We start from the raw sequence: 19,639 nt of genomic DNA, 5'->3' as shown, positions 1-19,639 counted from the left end.
TGTTTCCTTTGGCTTCAATCTGACGATTGGATGGAACGGCGGCGGAAATATTCGGCGATCAACAACAGCAGCACCGAGGACAGCAAAAGCAGCGATCCTAGGGCCAACGTGTTGGGCAATTTTGCCGGGAAGCGGATCTGGCTCCAGATATAGACCGGCAATGTCGGGCTGTTCCCGGATAAGAAAAAGGCCAGGACGAACTCGTCAAACGACACCGTAAACGTGACCAAAAGGCTGGCGACAATACCCGGCGCTACGATTGGGAGGGTAACACGCCGAAACGTTCCTACGACGCTTTCACCAAGATCGAACGCGGCCTCCTCCAAGGACTGGTCGAAATCGTCAAATGCAGATTTCATTATCGACACGGAAAATGGCAACGCTACGAACACATGCCCAAGGATCACGGTGGTCAGCGATGGTTTCAAGCCGATGCTAATGAACAGAACCAGCATCGAACTGGCCACGATGATGCCGGGAATGACCAGTGGAAGCATGACCAGTCCCTCAGACAACTCACGCCCCGTGAAACGATACCGAACGTAGGCGCGAGCCGCGAAGAGACCCAGAGATGTTGCCATCAGCGCAGTCACACTGCCGACGATCAACGAGTTCACCATAGCCTGTAGCAGCGTGTCCTGCTGCCCCAACTGTGCGTACCACTTCAACGTGAATCCCTTTAGTGGGAAGGCTACGATAGTTCCGTCGTTGAACGAAAACAGTGGCAATAGCAAAACCGGCAGGTAGAGAAACACCAGATAGGCAATCGCGTAAACCAGCAACCATGAGAAACGAAATGCCTTGGTCATCTGATCCTCCGGCCCAATGCGGTGACGACCACCACGAACAGGATTGCAACGCAGCCGACCGAAAGCATGGCAAGAAGAGACAGGGTTGCACCCAACGGCCAGTTATTGGCGGCACCAAACTGCACTTGGATCAAGTTCGCCACCATTTTGCCCTGCGATCCACCGACTAAGGCCGGAGTGACGTAATCGCCCACCGTTGGGATGAAAATGATCAGGCAGGCCGCAATGACCCCCGGCACCGTCAGAGGCAGTGTCACGCGAACGAACCTTTCAAGCTTGTTGCAGCCAAGGTCGGTTGCAGCCTCCAATAGGCTGCGGTCGATCTTTTGCAGCGATACATAGATCGGCAGGATAGCAAACGGTGCCCAGGCGTGGGCGAGCGTAAGGACAACAGCGAATTCGTTGTAGAGCAAGAATGTCAGCGGCTCTTGTATCAAACCAAGTGAAATCAGCGCAGAGTTCAACACCCCATTGAAGCCAAGAATTAGTTTCCAGCTGAACACGCGCAGAAGGTAGCTGCTCCAAAAGGGAATAGTGATCAGCAACAGCCAGAGGGTCGTCTTCTGTGTCCGAAACGCGATGAAGTATGCAATCGGATAGGCAAGACAAACCGTTGCCAATGTCACCGCGCCTGCAATTGCGACAGAACGGATCATTAGGTGTCGAACCAATGGGTCGGTAAACGCCTCTTGGTAGTTTGCCCAAGTCAAGGTCCGGTCGATCTCGACATAGGTCTGGGTCCAAAAACTGTAAGCGACGAGAATGCAAAGAGGTACGGCGACAAGCAGACCGACGTAGAGCGTCGCAGGTGCGCTCAGTGCGAGGCCCTTGCCCTTTTCACTTCGTAGTACTCCGGCCATTCTTCCCTGCTGAACTTTGCTTTTTGGTGGCGCGACCATGTCGATCACAAAATGGACAATCGTCCATTTAAATCTGGAATTTTTGGACTAGTTGTGTCAACTGATAATTTCGAAACCGGGGATGGCCAATTTTACACTGGCCGCTAGAAGGCACCGCAAGAGACTGAAAACAAACAGAGCCGCCTAATCGAATGACTGGAAGACGACAAGAAATACGCGAGCGAAACCGCCTTTCCCTGATCGAGGCAGTACTCGACTCGGTCGCAGAGAAAGGGATTTCCGAGACCTCAGTCAGCGAAATCATTCAACGGGCCGAGCTGTCCCGTGGCATGATTCACCTTCATTTCGGCGGCAAGGACAACTTGGTTGACGAAGCCGCCCGCTACTCATCCGAACAATACTACAATGGAATTTATGACTTGTTGGAAACGACCGGGCAAACCGGACAGGAACATATTGAGATGATTGTTCGGGGCGACTTGAGTGAAACTATTCTCAATAAGAAAAACGTTTCCATTTGGTACGCGTTTCGAGGCGAGGCCCGAAATAGAGCAGCAATCGCTGCGTTTTCAGATACCCGCGACGCTAAGCTTCGTAATCTGGTTTTCAACGCTTTCGCTCGAATTGCGAAAGAAGCCGGAACCGAACACCCTAATCAAGTTGCCAGCGACGCTACACACGGCACACTCGCAATGCTGGAAGGCATGTGGACCGATTACCTACTCCACCCGGATTCATTTGACCGCGACGAAGCGATGAGAATTGTTTTTCGTTTTCTGCGGGCGATGTTCCCGAAGCATTTTGACCTGAGCGGCGCTTTGTTGTCTGAGTAGAGCTTGAGACAGGTTTCCCATCTGGTCACTAAAGGACCGGAGAATCCACATCTTTCAGCCTTCATGATGGAAGCACGGTACGAACGCAAAAAATTCAATTAAATAGGCGCTATCCGCAACCCAAAGTTGATGAATGGTGTCTTAAAAGTCTGCGATAAATCCATAAGGGAACGGTGCGAAGTTCAGTATCCGGGCTAAAATACAATGTGGAAGGCGGCGCGGCGGAGGTTGACCGGGTACGAGTGTGGCGTGATGCATGCATGGCGCATCCAGAAACAGCGCAGGTGACCGAAGAAGAGATCGTCAAGCTTTACTACGACTACGCGCTCGGGGCCGGAAACGGTGCCCTGCCTGACGGTCGCAGCGTTTCAAGTTTCACCTTCGAACCGCCTTGGCAATCGAGACCCATGCCTCCAAGGGAAAAGTATGCAGCGACAGCTACCGACAAAGAGCTGGGCCTTGTCGCCTGACCATGGAGTAAGTTGTCAACGCCGGACATTTGTGTGCTGTGCGGCATCGAACAAATTGGACTCGTGTTGCCGTTCTCCGCAGCAAGTATGATTGGCTGATCGCAGCCTTGAACGATCTTTCAAAACTGGAAATAAAACCTCAGCTACCGTGGCTCGCTCCGACCGATTTTATGCTAAAGTAAGCAGGCACCAATTGGAGATTATTAGCTCGGAGCAACGGAGATGGAACGCAAATTAGCGGCCATTCTGGCCACCGATATAGTCGGTTTCGCAGGATTGGTATCACGCGATGAAAGCGGAACATTAGCTAAGTTGGTTCGACTAGAACGTGAAATCATCGGCATGCAGGTGGAAGCAAACCGGGGTCGTGTTTTTAAGTCTACTGGCGATGGGTTTTTGGCTGAGTTCTCGAGTGTCTTTGAAGCGGTCAATTGTGCAATCAACATTCAAAGAGCGTGTGCGCGCGAAGCACGCCAATCTAACAGTGACGACCCACTCATTTTACGAGTCGGAGTTTCGCTCGGTGATGTCGTTGTACACGGCGACGATATTCTCGGAGACGGCGTAAATACTGCCGCACGGCTTGAGGCAATAGCGGAACCAGGTGGAATCGCGGTTTCAGGAGAAGTAATGGCGCAAATAGCGGGCAAGATAGATCTTCCGCTGGCGGATTGCGGTCACAAAAGACTCAAGAGCACTGATACTCCAATACATGTCTACATGACCATTTCAGAACCCGGAGAGGAAGGGGGTTTTCTGGATTTTGATGAAGATGAATTGGCCAAAACCTTAGTGACAGGTGGCTGCATCTGTGGGTTGGTCCGATATGAAGTAAACGCACCTGCCATAAGCACAGGGTATTGCCATTGTAGTTGTTGCAGAAAATTTTCTGGTTCAGCAGTTAATGCATGGGCGGCCTTTCCCGCTTCTGCTGTTCGATTTCTCACCGAGGAACCTCAATATTTCGCAACTACGCCAATAGCAAATCGTGGCTTTTGTGCCAAATGCGGCGCAAGCCTAACTTATAAGCTCGTTAAGCCAAGAGAAACGGCCTATCTGGTCCTGCATACTTCGAGCCTCGACCAACCAGAAAACTTTGCTCCTTCGGTCCACTCTGGAATAGAAAGCAAAATGCCATGGTTTGATATTTTGGATGACTTACCTCGCACAAGGTCTTCGGACTCTAGAGTTTTGCAAGAAGCATGGTCAAGTGTCGGTCTACCAGACCCTGAAACTTGGGGACCTTTGGCTAAGCCGCCTGAGGTTTTTTAGTGATCGAGCGATTTCTGCTTTATCCGCAAAGAGAACATTCCTAGCGTTTGAGAAAATGACAACATCGAGCCCAATGCGGGCGCCCATAAGACGTTAGCGCTGCTGTACAGCGACCGACCGCTCGGAGCCCAGATCGGTCGGTCGTTTTTTCTAGATTTCCAGTGTCCCCGGCTCACGATCTACTGATCGGCTTGATTTCCATTGAGGCCATGTCGCGGCGGTCAACAGTTCTAATATGCGACAGCACCTCCATCTCGAAACTTTCCTTGAAGGTAAAGGGACCCAAATGGCCAGCACCTTTCAGAACCTTTAGTTCAACAAGCTTGCCTTGGGATGCCAGAAGTTCCGCGATGCGCTTTGTGTGCACATGCGTCTGCGATCCGCGAATGATCGTAGAGGGAACTCCCTCAGAAAGAATGTATTCTGGGTCAGGTTCTTTCAGAAGCGCATCGAAATCGCTTGGGGCTTTGTGAACCCAATCAATCATAGCGCACCTGCGTTCGCGACTCAGGGCTTGCCAAGAGCCAAGTCCTCCCCAAAAATCAGTGAAAACCTGTGCGCTAAACTCTTCGCATCCCTCTTCTATGCCAGTTCGTATTGCGTTTGTGAGGCTAACAATCTCGGAATACAATAAACCGTCAGTCACCTCTCCGGCTTTCAGTAGGCTGAACAAAGTTGGTTCATAGAGACAAAGTGATCGAACAAGGTCGGGTCGAGCTCTGGCGATATGCAAAGCCAGTGCTCCTCCATAGGAGTGTCCAATCAAGTGAGCGGGCCTGCCAAGCTTCTCTATCTCGGTGATAATCGAAGCAGCTTCGTTTTCCAATGTGAACGGCCCGTCCGGGATTTTATGACCCCTAGACAGGGTTCCTATTAGGTCGGGTGCTATTGTTTTGGTTTCTTCGCTCATCCGGGCAAACAGATTGCGCCACTGGCTTCCGTCAGCGCCAGAACAATGTAGCCCCACGCAGGGAGCAGGCGATATTTGGGACCAGCACGGCCAAGCGTGTAGTGATGCGTCAAATTGCTTATTCATGTGATGACCTCCATTCTGAGTTTCACAACGGTGTCACTCATCTGGCCTTCAACCTATCGGACACATGTCCCGGCTAGACTCAAACCGACGGGAAATTGATGGGACATTTGCCCCAAATTGACTAAAAAAAGACATGCGAACTGTTAGATACACTTCTTCAAGCGATGGTACGTCGCTGGCGTGGAGCAAATCCGGAACCGGCCTACCAATGGTAAAGGCGGCTAACTGGCTCACGCATCTCAGTTATGATCTAGACAGTCCAATTTGGTCTCACTGGATCGAATTGCTAGAAAGTCAATTCACCCTTGTTCGATATGATGAGCGAGGCTGCGGATTATCTGACAAACGAGTTGAGAACCTGGGTATTGATTACTGGGTTGATGATCTCGAAGCTGTAATCGACGCCGCTGAAATAGACGAACCAATTTATCTTCTGGGTATTTCTCAGGGCGCTGCGACTTCTATCGCGTATTCGCTGAGGTATCCCGGCAGAGTCGCCGGGATGGTACTCGTTGGAGGCTATGCAAGGGGCAGCAACCACCGCGGATCGGTTGCCGCCAAAAACTACAAGACTGTTATCGATGTATTTCGCCTTGGTTGGGAGAATGACAACCCAGCGTTTCAAGATGTATTTACATCAAGATTTCTTCCTGGTGCGCCGTCCGAACAACGCTCTTGGTTTACAGAACTTTGCCAAAAGACCGTTTTGCCTGAGACAGGGGCCGACCTGCTTATGGCGCGCGCTGACGTTAATGTTGAAAGTCTATTGCCAAAGGTTTCAGTTCCAACACTGGTGATCCATTCAAGGAACGATCAGGTTATTCCGTTTGAAGAAGGACAACGTCTCGCTCAGAATATTCCCGGAGCGACAATGTCTGCTTTAGAGGGAAAAAATCACATTATCCAACGCGATGAACCTGCCTGGCGCGCTTTTTCCAAGAGCTTGCTTGAATTTACATTTTCCGGTCAAACGACGGACTTTAACGATTTGACAAAGCGCGAGCAGGACGTGCTGAGACTCATCTGCCAAGCAATGAGTGGTAAAGAAATTGCTAGAAGTCTTCAAATGAGTGAAAAAACCGTTCGAAACCACACAAGTAAAATCTACGCCAAACTTGAACTGCAAAACAGACAGCATGCAATTCGCACGTATGGGCATCTGTTCTGATTAGAGCATGAAACTGCAAACCTATTAATCTGATCTAACGTGGCAATGTTAGCTTTGTCCGCAGAGCAATCGTTCACGCCGAGCGCCGCGAAGGTTCGATTGCCGTTCGCCGCTATTCACTTCAACGACTGTTCGCAGACCAAATTGGGCATTCTTCCAGCGGCAAAAAATATGTTTCCACATGTTGCATGCTTGCTATGACTTGCCGCTGGTCTACACCTGGTGTCGTCAATCAGGAATGCCTGCGGCTGCCAGCATTTTATAGTAGGCGTCATAGATTTCTGGTTTTGCGATAGAGATACGAGCGCGCATATGCCGGAACATTGAAACGCTAAAATCGGGTTCCCGTGACATGTGAATACGTGCGAGTTCTCTAGCTCGGCTCCCATTGCCGAGAGCCATTTCCGCCACAAGTTCGTTCAGGCGAAAGACAGTCACAGTATTATGAAATGCACGCATTTTTTGGGCAGTTTCTCTTAGATCGCGCCAGTTCCCTTCCGCGATTTGCGACAGGCTGATACCCATGTGGACCCGGTAGTTTAGTGGGTCATTCGGGTTAAGTCGGAGCGCCTCCCTGGCATGTGCCTGTGCCGTTTGTGCTTGGCCCATCAGGCCATGCAGTACGCAACTGGATCCCCAGGCTGAAACGCAATTTGGGCTTCTCTCGACGACTTGATCCACAAGTGACAAACCGTACTCTGTATCCTCCGACAGAAACGCGAGTACGTAACCGGCATATGCTTGCGCCTCTAGGTCAAGATGTGATGTCGCCAGAGCCTCATGTGCCAGCTGAATTGCGCAATCAAATCGGGCCTCGTTTGGACGTGTATCCGGGTTCCATAGCAAAGTGCGGATCCAACCTCGAAGAGCGCTTGCCAATGGGTACTCACTTGAGAGTGAAAGAGCTTTTGACAAATGGTCGTCTGCTTCAGTGAAATTGAACCTGTAGATCAAGGACTGCGCACGTAGGAAGTGATCATAGGCTCCAAGGGTGTCAGGGCGCTTGTGAGCAGCACGGTCTATTTCAGCTTGTCGGATACCTGGCGCAATCGAAGCAACGACAGCCTCGGTAATCTGGTCCTGAAGCTCAAAAACATCATCGAGCTTGCCATCGTATCGATCCGCCCAAACATGAGATCCGGTTTCCGCATCAATCAGCTGGCCCGTGACACGCAACCGGTCACCAGCGCCGCGAACGGACCCTTCCAATATATAGCGGACACCAAGCTCTCTGCCGATACGACGCACATCAACCGAAAGCCCTTTGTAAGAAAAAGAAGAGTTTCGGGCGACCACGAATATCCAGGGCACTCTGGATAAGCTGGTGATGATGTCTTCGGTAATACCTTCCGCAAAGTAATCCTGTTCAGCGTCAGGCGACAGATTGTCAAAAGCCAACACCGCCACTGAGGGCCTGTCAGGACGGGATTGAGTTAACGGGGATTCAGTAGCAAATGCTGTTTGTACCAAGTAAGCAGTTACAGGGCGTGTGATGTTCTTCAGATATTGCGGCCCCAATTCGGTGAACGATAAATCCACCTTACCCACAAGGTCTTCGTAAACCCGACCTGAAACGATGATCCCTCCGGGAGGAGCAAGACCTTCCAGCCGGGCCGCGATGTTGACGCCGTCACCAAGAACATCACCGTCGTCATCAAAAACATCGCCCGCGTGAATTCCCATACGGAATTGCATCTCCGGACTTTGCCCGCGCGCCCCGTTCCGCTCAGCCATCTGACGTTGCATCGTTTCCGCACATGCCAGCGCATCTACAACCGAGGAAAACTCTGCAAGAAAACCGTCACCAGTTCTTTTGAATAGGCGTCCGCCATTCAGGCCGACATGCGGCTCCAGCGCCCTAAAGTGGCCCCTATATGTGTGCAATGCGGCTTCCTCGTTAGCACTGACAAGCGCGCTATAGCCAACAACATCAGCCACGAGAATGGCAGCCAAGTACCGCTCCAAACAAAATCCTCCCGCGTATCCATTGTGAAGGAGTGTCAAAGGGATATTAGGGGTTTCGCGCATAAATCGCGATCAATATTCAATGAACATCAGTGACCGTATAACGACACGCAAGCTTTTTGCTTTTGGGTAAATTAGGCAGAAGCGGACCTCGAAAAACCGGACTTTGTAATTTCGACTTTACACCGCAGCACAGGCACTGGAGCAAGGTGCCGCGTATGACTGCCTTGAGGGCAAAACGAGCTTCTAGCCGCGAATGCAAGGTCTTGGCTTGGCACTTTGAAAGGCCTTCCTACTCGGGTGCCATCAAAATTCTAGGTTCAGCGCCGCATGCTTGCTATCGTTTCATTAAGGGTCCATTGGCGGAAATCAGAATGACGATACGGGCGTCTTCAAGAAAGGCATTCGAGTACAGAACACGTCTCACCGACAATCGGATTTGGGACATGTTCGCGCTGCGCCAAGGAGATGTGATTGTTGCAACACCGCCAAAGTGCGGAACAACATGGACGCAAGCCCTTGTGCTGTCGCTCTTGTTTGAAAAGCCAGGTATGGACAAGGTCATGGATGACCTGTCGGTTTGGCTCGACCCTGCGTTTCGAGATCAACTCCCAATAGTTCGAATGTTCGAAGCTCAAAACCACAGAAGATGCATCAAGACCCATACGCCTTTTGACGGCATTCCTTTCGATCCAGATTGCACCTACATCGCGGTGTTCAGACACCCTATCGACGCACATTTTTCGATGCGCCGACATGTGGCAAACCTGAAGGAAGACCTGATCCAAGACAGGTTCCCGGATGAGCCGACAGCTTCATTCGCCCTTTTTCTTGGTGAGACCGTTCGAGAGGAGATGGCCGATGGGATCACCCTTGAGGCCATCGTTCATCACTTCAAGTCCTTCAAGTCAAACATCCAACATCCCAACATACACATTTTCCATTACGCCGATATGCGGCGCGATTTGCTCTCCCATACTAGAAAGCTCGCTTCCGTACTTGGTTTGAAAATTGGCGATGAAATGCTGGCCGCAATTGCGGAAAGTATGCAGTTCGAGAACATGCAAGCCAATGCACGTGCGAGTGCCAAAGAAAAAACACAACGGTCCACAACCTTCAAAGACCCGTCAGCCTTCTTCGATAGCGCAAGCAGTCGCAAGTGGGAGGGCAAGCTTTCAGACGAAGACCTTCTTGCGTTTCACAAACGTCTTGCAGAGTTGCTTCCGGAAGCCGACGCGCGATGGCTTCAGTCTGGCGGAGAGCTTCCTGCTTAGGACCTCGCTTTCTTAGTAAAGATTGCCGCTTCGGGACCGTCTCGGCCATCTGAGACTTTTTGCCGGATGACCCGTAACCACGATGAGCGGTCATTCATGCCCGCGAACGCGGCCAAGGTTTGCCCTAACCAACAACAGCCGTTCGCCGCGGTTTCGCCAGCTGACTCAAATGCGGACGAAGCGGACCTTGCAAAGTTTGGTGGTCGAGACCGACTTTGGGCATGGTTTATGGTAAGACCCATGCAAGTCCTGCGAGAGGGAGTACCATGATCGACGCTGAACAACGATTGATAGACCACAACATCATTTTACCCGCGCCGCTGAAATTGCCTGTTGGTATGGTGTTGCCATTTCCATGGATTAACGTTCGGGGCGACCGGGCGTTCGTATCTGGTCATGGACCACAAGAAATAGACGGTACTCCGGCCGGGCCATTTGGAGCAGTCGGAGAAAATGTGTCTGTGGAAGAGGGCTACGCCTCAGCACGCAAAGTCGGGCTTTCTATTCTCGGCAGCCTAAAGCGCGAACTTGGCAGTCTAAACCGAATAACGGGGTGGTGCCGAGTTCATGGGATGATCAATTGCAAATCTGGCTTCAGCGATACGCCTGCGGTTCTCAACGGTTTCACGGATTTGATCATTGACGTCTTTGGAGAAGAGATTGGCCGCCATTCACGTACGGCGGTCGGGGTGGCAGGTCTACCAATCAACTTCCCAATTGAAATCGAAGCAGAGGTTATTGTCTCAACGGCCTAGAATACACGTGGATCCGGAACGACATACTGGTCAAAAAGGAGCAGGAATGTCGCTGCGCCGGGCAGAAGTACTGTATGGAAGAAGGCATTTGGGTGAGCCATAAAGGAGACTTCATGATTAAGTTTATGCCTAAGTTTCTGATTGTAACGGCGCTCTGTACGATCCAATACTCTCAAGTAGCACTCGCGCAAAGTCACACTCGCGACGCTGAAGTCACGCCGTACGCCGGTCTGCAATCCAGGATCATCAAAAGCTTATCTGAGACCGATTTAGAAGAGCTGCGGCGCGGCGGAGGTTGGGGTTTTGCCTTACCTGCGGAGCTGAATGGCAGACCAGGCCCAGCACACTTGCTCGAGTTGCAAGATGAACTTGGACTCTCGAAAGATCAGGTGGAAAAAATTGAAGCGATCCATTCTGAAATGCGCGAACAGGCAATCGTCGTAGGTGAGCGGTTTATTGAGGCCGAAGCGGCGTTAAGTGAAGCGTTTGCCAGTGACCAGCTTGACGTAGCCGAGCTAAACAAACTTGTTGAAGCGGCCGAAGCTGCCAGGGCCGAATTGCGAATGGTTCATCTGTCCAGGCACCTGCTAACAACTCCGCTGTTGAGCGCAGATCAAGTCCAACTGTACAGCATTCTAAGAGGGTATGCGAACGACCCGTGCTCCAATGTGCCCGAAGGCCACGACCCAGCCATGTGGAAAAAACACAACGGTTGCAGCTGAATCCTTTTGAAATCAGCGCTATCCGATGCTGAGCACGGATCTAGGAAGTCTGATTGCCCTTCATCCAATCTCTCAGCTGTGTCGAGCAAACAAACTCGTCGTCCCATCCGGACCTACGAGCAAGGTTTCATAAGGTTCTCGTTCGTCTGAAAAATCCATGCCGGGTGAACCCATCGGCATGCCTGGAACTGTTAGGCCGAGGCCTTCAGGATGTTCGGACAAAAGTCGATTTATGTCTTCTGCCGGGACATGACCTTCGACAAAATAGCCCCCAACAAATGCAGTGTGGCAACTGGAAAGCTCATCTGAGATTTTCATTTGTTCTTTAAGCGACCACAGCTGCTCCTGCCCTACGTCTAGCGTATCGGTACGAAATCCTGCGGAAATCAGGTGATCTACCCACGCGGCACAACAGCCGCAGGTTGGAGTCTTGTAGACTTTGATGAGTGGGGCTTCTTGTCCGACGGAAGGAGTAGCCAACACTGCTGCTGTACCCGCTAATAGAAATTCGCGTCGTTTCATTGGTCTCTTCTCCGCTTCCTCATGGGAATACAAAGATATTGTGCCAAGGCCAAATTTTTCAATGTTACCGGACTGAGCATCAAACGGGCAGTTTCGATACAAGATCTGAATCTCAATCCAAATAACACTGGTCGCCAAACGTTTTGTGAGTTGCATCGCGTATGGCTCAAGTTCACTCGAGCGTTCTACAATGGACCTGGCGATCAACCTCGTGGTGAGGTCCATAACAACCTTCTGTGCCATGGCCATGCCAATTGCCTTGGTGGTTCCTACCCGTGCACCCTGACAATGCAATCACTAAGGCCAAGAATGCCGCTCTGAGCGAGTACTTGATCCAACGGTTCTGTTCCATGTGCCAACCAACCTAGCTGCAATCAGGAGACCTATGCTTTGACGCAGGTCAAAGCCCCATTGTAGCAGCTTCGAAACAGCGACAGTTAGTAGACGTCCACCGGTTGGCGTGCGGAAAAGTGGAAGGCAACGACATCGCTTGGCTTGCCAGAGACTAGCTCGGCATCCCGGACACGACATCTGTCAGCGCCAAACGCGACGGGGAGATCGTAGGCAACGTGCTTTTCACTCCGTTTAACTTCCTAGACCACCCTGATGCGAAATGTTACCTGCTGGCACCTTGCGGGGTGCTGCCAACGTATCAGGGCCACGGCGTAGGGAAAGAGATCATGGAGGCGAGCATTGAACATCTCAGTTCCGTCGGGGCGGATGCGGTGTTCGTGCTAGGGGTTCCGACGTTTTACCCTAGATATGGATTTGTACCGACGGATAAGCAGACACCATATCCGGGCCTGATGTCGGCACCAGAGGCGTGGATGGCGCTTGAGTTGACGGAAGGATCTGTAAAGAAGCTGAGTGGCAAAACCGTGGCGATCCCGCAGTTCATGCAGCCGCATTGGTGGGACACTTCACAACACGGGTGAAGTCCATCCGGAACCGTCGCTGAAAAACCGGAGCCCGCACTTCAACACCGTTAGATGAAGGGCGGGTTCATTTCACGTGGTGTGAGTTAGCGCAGCTCTAGATGGACAACACGTCCTGGAGTTTTTCTGAGTGCCAATGTTCTGACTGAAGCTTTGCCAACACCACTGGCTTCGGTCTTCCACAATGTAAAAAGCCATCTTAACGCCTCAAACGCGAGGGCGTGATGCGACGGGCTGGTCTTGACCAGCCCATAGCTTCAATTCACCCAAGTCTTATCTCATACACGTTGCTCAGAATTGCAGCTTGCAAATGATTGGGGACCAAGCTCGTAAAACCGGTGCGCGTTTTCGACAGTTTCAGGAAAACGAATGTTTCTGGCGGTGAAGTCTTGAAGGACGATGTACGCAGTATCACTATTAGACTAACTTTGCACGATTTGCCCATAAGTTTGCGTGCCACAGAGAACCCATCGAACAAACCAGCTCCTATGGCTTATCTGCAATTCTCAAATGCAACTTATTCCCAATCGCCAGCAGACGAGCGCCACGTCTTAGCGTCCGCATCCCAAACACTGGCGGTGACGCAGGGCGTTGGGTTTATTCCGTTGCAATTGGATCCATGAATATCCGCAACAACAACGCGTTGACGCCCAAAATCAACAACCGTCCAGCCCTGGTTGAGCAAGGATTGAACCTCCTCTTCAATCAAGAAGTGCGACATGCATCCGCCAGTTCCGCAGTAAAGAGATGCGGCGCTCGAACACGCAAAACCAGACTCATTCAAAACCCAGTCGTGTTGAAGATCTCCGTCGAGATCGACCCTTTCAACCGCGCCCCAATCTAAGTCAAACTGACCGTTGTTGAACTCCGCGCATGCCTGCGCCGCCAGATCAACCTTTGCTCGCAAACCGGTTGGAAGTTGCGAAACGTCAGCCGCGACAACTGGTGAGGTCCAAACCAGGCTCGAACCAAGGAGGATCGCAGATACCAAACGTTTCAAGTAGCTTGCCAATTGGGAAGCCGGTTGGAAGGTGGCTTCAGTTGCATTGTTCATACCTGTAGTCCCCGTATTCCAGCCAGTTTGCCGAGCCTTCGTTAAAAATCAGAAATTCAGACCTGTCTTCACCAAGAAGGGCGACGACAAATCCGGCCGGTGGCTCAGAGTTTCCGAAGTAGCTGTAGGCTGTCATGGCTCTGATCGACTCGCCGTTAACCGCTACTCGCGCGTCCCACTCCCCCTCTGGATTGTCCAAAATTACGGGTTCAATCACGCGTTTTTTCGCTCCGCCACCACAATAGACGATGCCTTCGGGCGCTTCGTAGGAGGTCTCTTGGCTAACTTCTGAATCGCACGCAGAACGAAGGGACCGAATTGCTGCGCTGGAACCTTTCAAGTCAAAAATTCCGTAGCTGACATCTTGATCAATCATCGACAGATTAACCGATGCATTGGCCGCAAGCTGGTCCAGAACAAAACCATAGTCCGGCTGACTATTGAAACTGACCTCGACGGGATAGTTTTCGACGATCTGCACGGCAGCGTTTTCTGCGCCAACCTGAAATGCTCCAACTTCGGTGGTGCCGTTCTTCAAGAAACGAATGGAAAGCCCCTGCTTATCCGCAATGTCCTGGCTGTCCTCGAATCCAGCCGGAGCAAAGCGAATAAGGTCACACTGAAGTTCCAGCGTCATGTTTCCTGTCTGAATAAACGCATTGGGGTTGGGCCCGGAGCTGAACGACCACTCCGCTGATGCTGTGGTCGCCACTGCCATCAGTAGCATTCCAATGGAAATGGTTTTGCAGCTCATTTTTTCTCTCCATGGAGTTACGGTTCGCGCTGTCGTTCAGCAGAGATTCCAGCCAATTGCCCGGGCAGCCAGGTCAAGAAACAGGTTCGCCGTATTCGTTTGCGCCTTCTTGGGAAGGTCGGGTCAGCCACCAGATCATCAGAATGGACAAAACCAATTGAAGTATTGAGACAACAATAATACCGGTCACGCTCAGGACTGCCGCAGGTCCTCGCAATGCATCTGGGTTTTCCGTCCCTTGCTCCAATACCGAAAAGAACGCTACCCCACCCAACATAACAAAAAGCGTTGTAATGCTGAGCGCCATCGGTAGCAGCAAATACCAGCCAGGTCGTCCTGTATCGTGCAGCCTCCGCCAGCCGGCGGCCAGCATAGGTATGAGAACAGTCAGTTGGAAAACAGAGGACAGGACCCGAGATCCTTGCCCTGTTTCAGGGTCAGTCCCGAATATGATTGTATCCAGCACGGCTAAAGCAGCACTCACGAGAACTACAAACAAGAAGAACCACCAGTACTCTGAACGTATCGCCCGCCCGGAAAACTGGAAGTATTTCGAGAAACACGTTTTTACTGCTTCCACAAACCCCATTTTCAACCCTTTCTAAGTTTCTGTGCGGCCTCAGAACGCCTCGCTAGCTAATAGAACAGACTTGCCCTTCTGGGTTTTCCCACCTTCCTTTTGTGTTTGAACGCCAAAAAACTATTCTATGAAAAGGTAGCGAAGTTTGCGCGCGGAAAAAATGTTGATTAATTAAAAATTAGATTCAAACATGCGAATTCGACGCAACTTTCATTTTACCTCCGTTGTTGTCGTTGCTGCTCGCTTCGCCGAGCCCTTCCGGCCGCTGGAGTGAGTGCTGGCAGTCGGAAGGCACTTTACACGGATCAGTCGTTGGGAGGGTGCGATGCTTAGATTTAACGTATTCGCCCTCTTTCCAGAGTTTGTTCTAGCCTTTGCCAGTGACTTCATTCGGAAATCTCACGTTGTTGGAGGTCTTAGCAGTAAACGTAAAATCGCTCTGCCCGCCAAGCCCCCCGCGACAAGTTGTTGGAAAGGGAAATCACAGGGTCGAAGTATGTTCCATAGCCTGCTCTGACGCGAGAAACTCAAACAAGCCCATCCAATTTCACTAATTTCAAGGAAACCAGAGGGAGAAGAAAATGTCTAACAAGATGGTGATGATTGCAGGCACGACATGTTTCGCACTGCTTGCGGCCTGCGACGATACGAGTACATCAAGCGCGTCCGCCGAGCTCACGCCGGCTCAGCAGGCGTGTTTGCGAGATGTAGCCAGCGCGACGAACAACTCGCAAGTCGTAGTACTCTCATCCGCGTTTAGCGAGGCGGGAACACAAGTCACTGTCGGCGTTGGCGAGGATCGTGCTCCTTGGAATTGCATTGCTTACAGTGATGGCGCGACAGCTGGTATCGAGTTTCTCGGGGACGAAGGCGCATTGTGAGCAGTCTGCTGCGTAGCCGATAACGGCTGCGCAGCACTGGCTTGATCTGCTGAGGCTCTACTTGGTTTGTAGAATAACCACCATCGTATTCGCGGTCCTGTACCTGTTGGCGTTGGTTGCGTTTTTGACGGGTACGTTTGGCTGGTTTGGACAGGAACGAGACCCTTTGTCCGGAGTGTTCCTACTGCCGTTGGGACTACCTTGGATATTTGTTGCGGACTTAGTTTCGGAGCCCGCCAAGCCGTGGTTCGCGGCGATTGCACCGGCGCTCAACCTGTTAGCGCTGGTTCTGATTTGCAGATGGGCACGCAGATTGCGCCAGTAGTGGTGGCTGAACTCTTTCTCACCGAATGGGAGGAAAACATGGGAAAAGTAATCTTGGGAATTGTGATCGGGCTCGTCCTCGGCGTGGTTGGGGCGATGACCTTGGGTGGCGGGGCCGCGGTGGGTGTCGGCGTTGCGACAGGCTTGTCCGCCGGTGTCTGCACCACATTGAAAGGAGCACAAGCTGAGAACCTTATCACCGCCGAGCAAGCGGATCAGATCCTCAACCGCGTAAATTCCGAAATGGCGTCACTGCAAGGAATTGAAACGACGGGCGAGATCGTCGGCAGCGCACAGGCATGCGATGAATTTCTGTCAAAGTTACGAGAAGCGAAGTGAGGTTCCGCTTTGTAAGGAACAAATCTCTAAGGACAAGCCAACAGGGAACCATCTGATGAAACTCGTTTTATTCAAACTCCTCACACCCATGTTCGCAATCGCGGGCGCAGCTGCCTTTGCAATGTCAGAAGCCGACGACGCGTGTATCGACCATTTGCGGCAGGTTGGTGGGCCAGACGGTCAGTCCGGTACGATTGAAAGCTCAGAGTTCTCAGAAGCGGGCACGCTCGTCATGCTGCGAGATGCAGGTGGAACACTTTGGCGCTGCATCGCGTACAAGGATGGAAGCATCGGCGAGATGTCGGTTGTCGAAGCGATGGATGATGGCGGTGGAGCCATGGCAGGCGCCGCCGGGTCTACTGGTAGCCAACGTGTCAAATTTGATTCTGGTTCCACTGGCGCAGAACTTGTTGGTGAACTCGCGCCCGGAGCGTCGCAGCAATACGTTCTGGGTGCTAAAAACGAACAGTTCCTCTACGTTCGCGTTGCTCCGCGAAATGGCTCCTTGGACTACGTTATTCGCAACCCCGATGGTTCTGAACTGTTGGGATTGATGTCGGCGGACAAGGAGTATCGAGGACAGCTTTGGCAATCTGGTGATCATGTTGTGGAGGTCATCAATCGCAGCAACTCTTCCGTCGGCTACAACGTAATTTTCGGAATTGAATAGGTGATCAATCAGAGACCCTGGAACGCAAGTCCAAAAAGCGAAGGAAAAACAGATGAAACCCAAGGTCCTATTGGTGATCGGCACAGCGTGTATTACTGCGCTTGCAGCATGCGACGACAGTGGTGGATCAGTGGATGCAAGTGCACCAACTGTGGGCAGCTCTAGCGATCTTTCGTCATTTGAAGGGGCAAAAGCGGGCCAAGCTGAAATGGGCATCCAGAGTCTCGGATTTGAACTCGTCCGCAGCGAAGGGCTGACCTCGTACTGGTTTAACAAGGATACTGTTGCTTGTGCTCGGATCACGACGTCTGAGGGAAGGTACTCAGATGTAACTATGCTGCCATCAGGTGACTGCTGACACATTTTTCATCAACCAAATATCTGCAATAGGGAGCTTTAGTTTGCATTTCGACTTGGCACATGCGGCGGTTACCATCGTCGCTCTAATTGTAACAAACCTGGCATTGAAATCGGCCGGCGTGATAAACGAAGAAAACAAACACCAATTGAACTGGAAAGTTTTTCTGGCCTACTTCGTGGTCGTCTTTATCATCAATCTGGTGTGGCCGATTTAAAGCTTCACGTCGGAAAGTCTGTCGCGCACTTGATAAGGCTGCTGAGATTGAGCCGCTCCAATAGATTTCCAAGTGGGAAGAGTGTGAGCATAACAGGCTGAAAAATAGAAAGGAGCTGGCATGCGGTTTTTGACGTCCCTCATATTCATTGGTGTTCTCGCAACCGCTGCGAATTCTGACGTAACCAGTCGAAATGGCGGTCCAAGCAACAGTCAAATGCTCTCAAAAGCTAGCGACGGAGGCGTTGACGGCGTTGCTTTCTTTCGCCCAGTCTTAAGCGGAGTATTGTATCGCTCTGGTTTCAAAGGTGGCGATAAGGATCGAACGGGCCTGAGTGAAGGTCAACGCGAAACTCTGTGCGGTGAAGGGTTTTCAACCGGGTTTTATGCCGACTTTGGCAAAAACACTGAATACGGTCGCACCAGTTGTGGAAACGGATCCTTTGACTATCAGAGCGCCAGATCCTCCCGTCCCAGTGCCGTCATGGCGTCCATACATGAGGTGATTGAAAACCCTAGAAAGGGTCCTGTTCTGGTGCACTGCATGTGGGGCGTTCATTCCTCGGGAGCATTGTCGGCAATGGCGCTCGTTCAGTTTTGCGGTTGGACGGAAGAAAGGGCCAAGGATTATTGGAATGAGGCCCGTAACGGTGCCCCATGTTCAGGCGGGTGTGACCAGTGGATTGACTCAAAGTTCTCCAAATTCAGTGTCGACCCCAATTTGACGATCTCTACCGAACAACAGGCAGCGATTTGCCCCAAATGATATCGGGAGGAGTATCCAAATGAGGTTCAATCTTCTGGGGTCACTGGCTTTCATTGCACCCACTGCCTTGTGGGCGAGCGACGATGTCCTCGGTGAAGCCACGACATTTGAGAGTCCCAACGGCGTTACGGAACGCTGCATTCGGATCGAAAAAGTTCCAACGGGCGCGTATCAAAAAAGCGATCTTGAGGAAGAGACAGCCTATTGCGAGATCGATTTCTATGCCTCCGAAATTGCTATTTGCCCGAAAACCTGGAGCACCAGCCCAGGAATGGCCGTCTACGATATTTCGGAAGGACCCTACACGGGGAACCGTTCTGAGTTCCAGAGAAACGCTTGCAAAGAGGGGAAGGCGGCGAAAGATCTGGCCAAGGACAGGGTGGCCAAATTCAAATCCACCATGAACCAAAAGGGCACCAGTGGAACCTTTTCCACCTCGTCGCTGCTTTACTATCATTTCTCCAGATATTTCGACACGACTATAAAAATTCCAGTCGCCGTTTGGCGTAGCATGGACACCCAGGCGCATTTTTCCGAGGTCGCCGAGCCTGGCCTTGCGATTTCTGGTGGCTCTCATGGCGGACGCATGAACCATGAAGGCTGGCGGGTCTTCGCAGCTGCGGATGCTGACCCAGCCTCATACCAGCCAACCGACGATTTATTCACTTCGGATCGAACGCAAATATACGGTGTACTGCTCGATAGTCCTGGGCATAGATACGGCTCGGAAATCAACGGCACACGCAAATCTGGATGGGGGAAAGGTCAGAACCGCGATTTTCAGGAAACCCCCGCTTTCTTAGCTTTGCGTTCTTCGAAACCCATGCCAGAGGCCATTGCAGAGGGCGTTAAAGAAGGCCGTAAAGACCGGATGATCAACAAGGATCTCGGTCCCGATGTCAGTGACCAACAGATGACCTTTTGGATGCAAGAGCTTACCGAGATTGTTCTCCTTGATTTTATCTTTAGCCAGCAGGACCGCGTGGGAAACATAGACTTCACACCCTATTGGTATTGGGTCGAAGACGGAAAACTGAAGCATAAGAAAGCCAAGCACCATGAACCAAACGATGGAG

The 19,639-nt window shown here is 51.5% G+C and carries 21 protein-coding genes; 13 read left to right on the top strand and 8 right to left on the bottom strand.

Annotated elements, in window-relative coordinates; genetic code table 11:
• Positions 1–14: 14 nt before the first annotated feature.
• Positions 15–809, bottom strand: a complete 795-nt coding sequence (locus tag ACR0KS_RS19285) for an ABC transporter permease (RefSeq protein WP_170568088.1) — start codon at positions 807–809, stop codon at positions 15–17.
• Entirely contained in the window at positions 806–1,669 is an 864-nt protein-coding gene (locus ACR0KS_RS19280; protein WP_170568089.1) for an ABC transporter permease, read from the bottom strand. The genes ACR0KS_RS19285 and ACR0KS_RS19280 overlap by 4 nt, the downstream gene beginning before the upstream one ends.
• Before the next feature lie 191 nt (positions 1,670–1,860).
• Here ACR0KS_RS19280 and ACR0KS_RS19275 point away from each other — a divergent pair, with 191 nt between their 5' ends.
• The 3 genes from ACR0KS_RS19275 (at position 1,861) to ACR0KS_RS19265 (ending at position 4,244) form a co-directional block, all read left to right on the top strand.
• Complete coding sequence (locus ACR0KS_RS19275; RefSeq protein ID WP_170568090.1) at positions 1,861–2,502, top strand: TetR family transcriptional regulator C-terminal domain-containing protein; 642 nt, start codon at positions 1,861–1,863, stop codon at positions 2,500–2,502.
• Positions 2,503–2,762: 260 nt separating this feature from the next.
• The gene (locus ACR0KS_RS19270; RefSeq protein WP_480693307.1) at positions 2,763–2,972 is read left to right on the top strand and encodes a hypothetical protein; all 210 of its coding nucleotides are present in this window, start codon (positions 2,763–2,765) and stop codon (positions 2,970–2,972) included.
• 222 nt (positions 2,973–3,194) lie between these two features.
• A complete protein-coding gene (locus ACR0KS_RS19265) occupies positions 3,195–4,244 on the top strand; it encodes a GFA family protein (protein ID WP_170568091.1) in 1,050 nt (349 codons plus the stop codon).
• A gap of 172 nt (positions 4,245–4,416) precedes the next feature.
• Here ACR0KS_RS19265 and ACR0KS_RS19260 read toward each other — a convergent pair whose 3' ends face one another.
• A complete protein-coding gene (locus tag ACR0KS_RS19260) occupies positions 4,417–5,280 on the bottom strand; it encodes an alpha/beta fold hydrolase (protein WP_170568092.1) in 864 nt (287 codons plus the stop codon).
• A 133-nt stretch (positions 5,281–5,413) separates the two neighbouring features.
• Between ACR0KS_RS19260 and ACR0KS_RS19255 the strand changes: the two genes are divergently transcribed.
• Positions 5,414–6,448 (top strand): alpha/beta fold hydrolase, encoded by a 1,035-nt coding sequence (locus tag ACR0KS_RS19255; RefSeq protein ID WP_170568093.1) that lies wholly within the window; start codon positions 5,414–5,416, stop codon positions 6,446–6,448.
• Positions 6,449–6,676: 228 nt separating this feature from the next.
• Here ACR0KS_RS19255 and ACR0KS_RS19250 read toward each other — a convergent pair whose 3' ends face one another.
• Positions 6,677–8,401, bottom strand: a complete 1,725-nt coding sequence (locus ACR0KS_RS19250) for an adenylate/guanylate cyclase domain-containing protein (RefSeq protein WP_170568094.1) — start codon at positions 8,399–8,401, stop codon at positions 6,677–6,679.
• Between the two features lie 458 nt (positions 8,402–8,859).
• Between ACR0KS_RS19250 and ACR0KS_RS19245 the strand changes: the two genes are divergently transcribed.
• The 3 genes from ACR0KS_RS19245 to ACR0KS_RS19235 all read left to right on the top strand — a co-directional run bounded on the left by ACR0KS_RS19245 (position 8,860) and on the right by ACR0KS_RS19235 (position 11,164).
• Positions 8,860–9,687, top strand: a complete 828-nt coding sequence (locus ACR0KS_RS19245) for a sulfotransferase domain-containing protein (RefSeq protein WP_170568095.1) — start codon at positions 8,860–8,862, stop codon at positions 9,685–9,687.
• Between the two features lie 266 nt (positions 9,688–9,953).
• Positions 9,954–10,442, top strand: coding sequence for a RidA family protein (locus tag ACR0KS_RS19240; protein WP_170473725.1), 489 nt, complete (start codon positions 9,954–9,956; stop codon positions 10,440–10,442).
• 74 nt (positions 10,443–10,516) lie between these two features.
• Complete coding sequence (locus tag ACR0KS_RS19235) at positions 10,517–11,164, top strand: Spy/CpxP family protein refolding chaperone (protein ID WP_480693306.1); 648 nt, start codon at positions 10,517–10,519, stop codon at positions 11,162–11,164.
• A 72-nt stretch (positions 11,165–11,236) separates the two neighbouring features.
• On the opposite strand, the gene ACR0KS_RS19230 is transcribed toward ACR0KS_RS19235, so the two are convergent.
• A complete protein-coding gene (locus ACR0KS_RS19230; protein WP_480693305.1) occupies positions 11,237–11,929 on the bottom strand; it encodes a DUF411 domain-containing protein in 693 nt (230 codons plus the stop codon).
• Between the two features lie 272 nt (positions 11,930–12,201).
• On the opposite strand from ACR0KS_RS19230, the gene ACR0KS_RS19225 reads away from it, so the two are divergent.
• Positions 12,202–12,621, top strand: coding sequence for a GNAT family N-acetyltransferase (locus tag ACR0KS_RS19225; RefSeq protein WP_480693311.1), 420 nt, complete (start codon positions 12,202–12,204; stop codon positions 12,619–12,621).
• A 517-nt stretch (positions 12,622–13,138) separates the two neighbouring features.
• Here ACR0KS_RS19225 and ACR0KS_RS19220 read toward each other — a convergent pair.
• The 3 genes from ACR0KS_RS19220 to ACR0KS_RS19210 all read right to left on the bottom strand — a co-directional run bounded on the left by ACR0KS_RS19220 (position 13,139) and on the right by ACR0KS_RS19210 (position 15,018).
• Positions 13,139–13,675, bottom strand: a complete 537-nt coding sequence (locus tag ACR0KS_RS19220) for a hypothetical protein (RefSeq protein WP_170568097.1) — start codon at positions 13,673–13,675, stop codon at positions 13,139–13,141.
• Positions 13,659–14,429, bottom strand: coding sequence for a hypothetical protein (locus ACR0KS_RS19215; protein WP_170568098.1), 771 nt, complete (start codon positions 14,427–14,429; stop codon positions 13,659–13,661). The genes ACR0KS_RS19220 and ACR0KS_RS19215 overlap by 17 nt, the downstream gene beginning before the upstream one ends.
• 73 nt (positions 14,430–14,502) lie before the next feature.
• The gene (locus ACR0KS_RS19210) at positions 14,503–15,018 is read right to left on the bottom strand and encodes a DUF805 domain-containing protein (RefSeq protein WP_170568099.1); all 516 of its coding nucleotides are present in this window, start codon (positions 15,016–15,018) and stop codon (positions 14,503–14,505) included.
• A 572-nt stretch (positions 15,019–15,590) separates the two neighbouring features.
• Here ACR0KS_RS19210 and ACR0KS_RS19205 point away from each other — a divergent pair.
• The 5 genes from ACR0KS_RS19205 to ACR0KS_RS19185 form a co-directional block, all read left to right on the top strand.
• Positions 15,591–15,890, top strand: coding sequence for an RFA2 family protein (locus ACR0KS_RS19205; protein WP_170568100.1), 300 nt, complete (start codon positions 15,591–15,593; stop codon positions 15,888–15,890).
• Positions 15,891–16,190: 300 nt separating this feature from the next.
• A complete protein-coding gene (locus ACR0KS_RS19200; protein ID WP_058282224.1) occupies positions 16,191–16,553 on the top strand; it encodes a hypothetical protein in 363 nt (120 codons plus the stop codon).
• 55 nt (positions 16,554–16,608) lie between these two features.
• Positions 16,609–17,223 (top strand): hypothetical protein, encoded by a 615-nt coding sequence (locus tag ACR0KS_RS19195; RefSeq protein ID WP_170568101.1) that lies wholly within the window; start codon positions 16,609–16,611, stop codon positions 17,221–17,223.
• Positions 17,224–17,275: 52 nt separating this feature from the next.
• A complete protein-coding gene (locus ACR0KS_RS19190; protein ID WP_082643644.1) occupies positions 17,276–17,581 on the top strand; it encodes a hypothetical protein in 306 nt (101 codons plus the stop codon).
• A gap of 1,001 nt (positions 17,582–18,582) precedes the next feature.
• On the top strand, positions 18,583–19,639 hold a 1,057-nt coding region (locus ACR0KS_RS19185; RefSeq protein ID WP_480693304.1), incomplete at its 3' end, for a hypothetical protein.

The organism is Ruegeria sp. BC7 (assembly GCF_056539165.1).
This window is presented reverse-complemented; position numbering and strand designations above follow the sequence as displayed.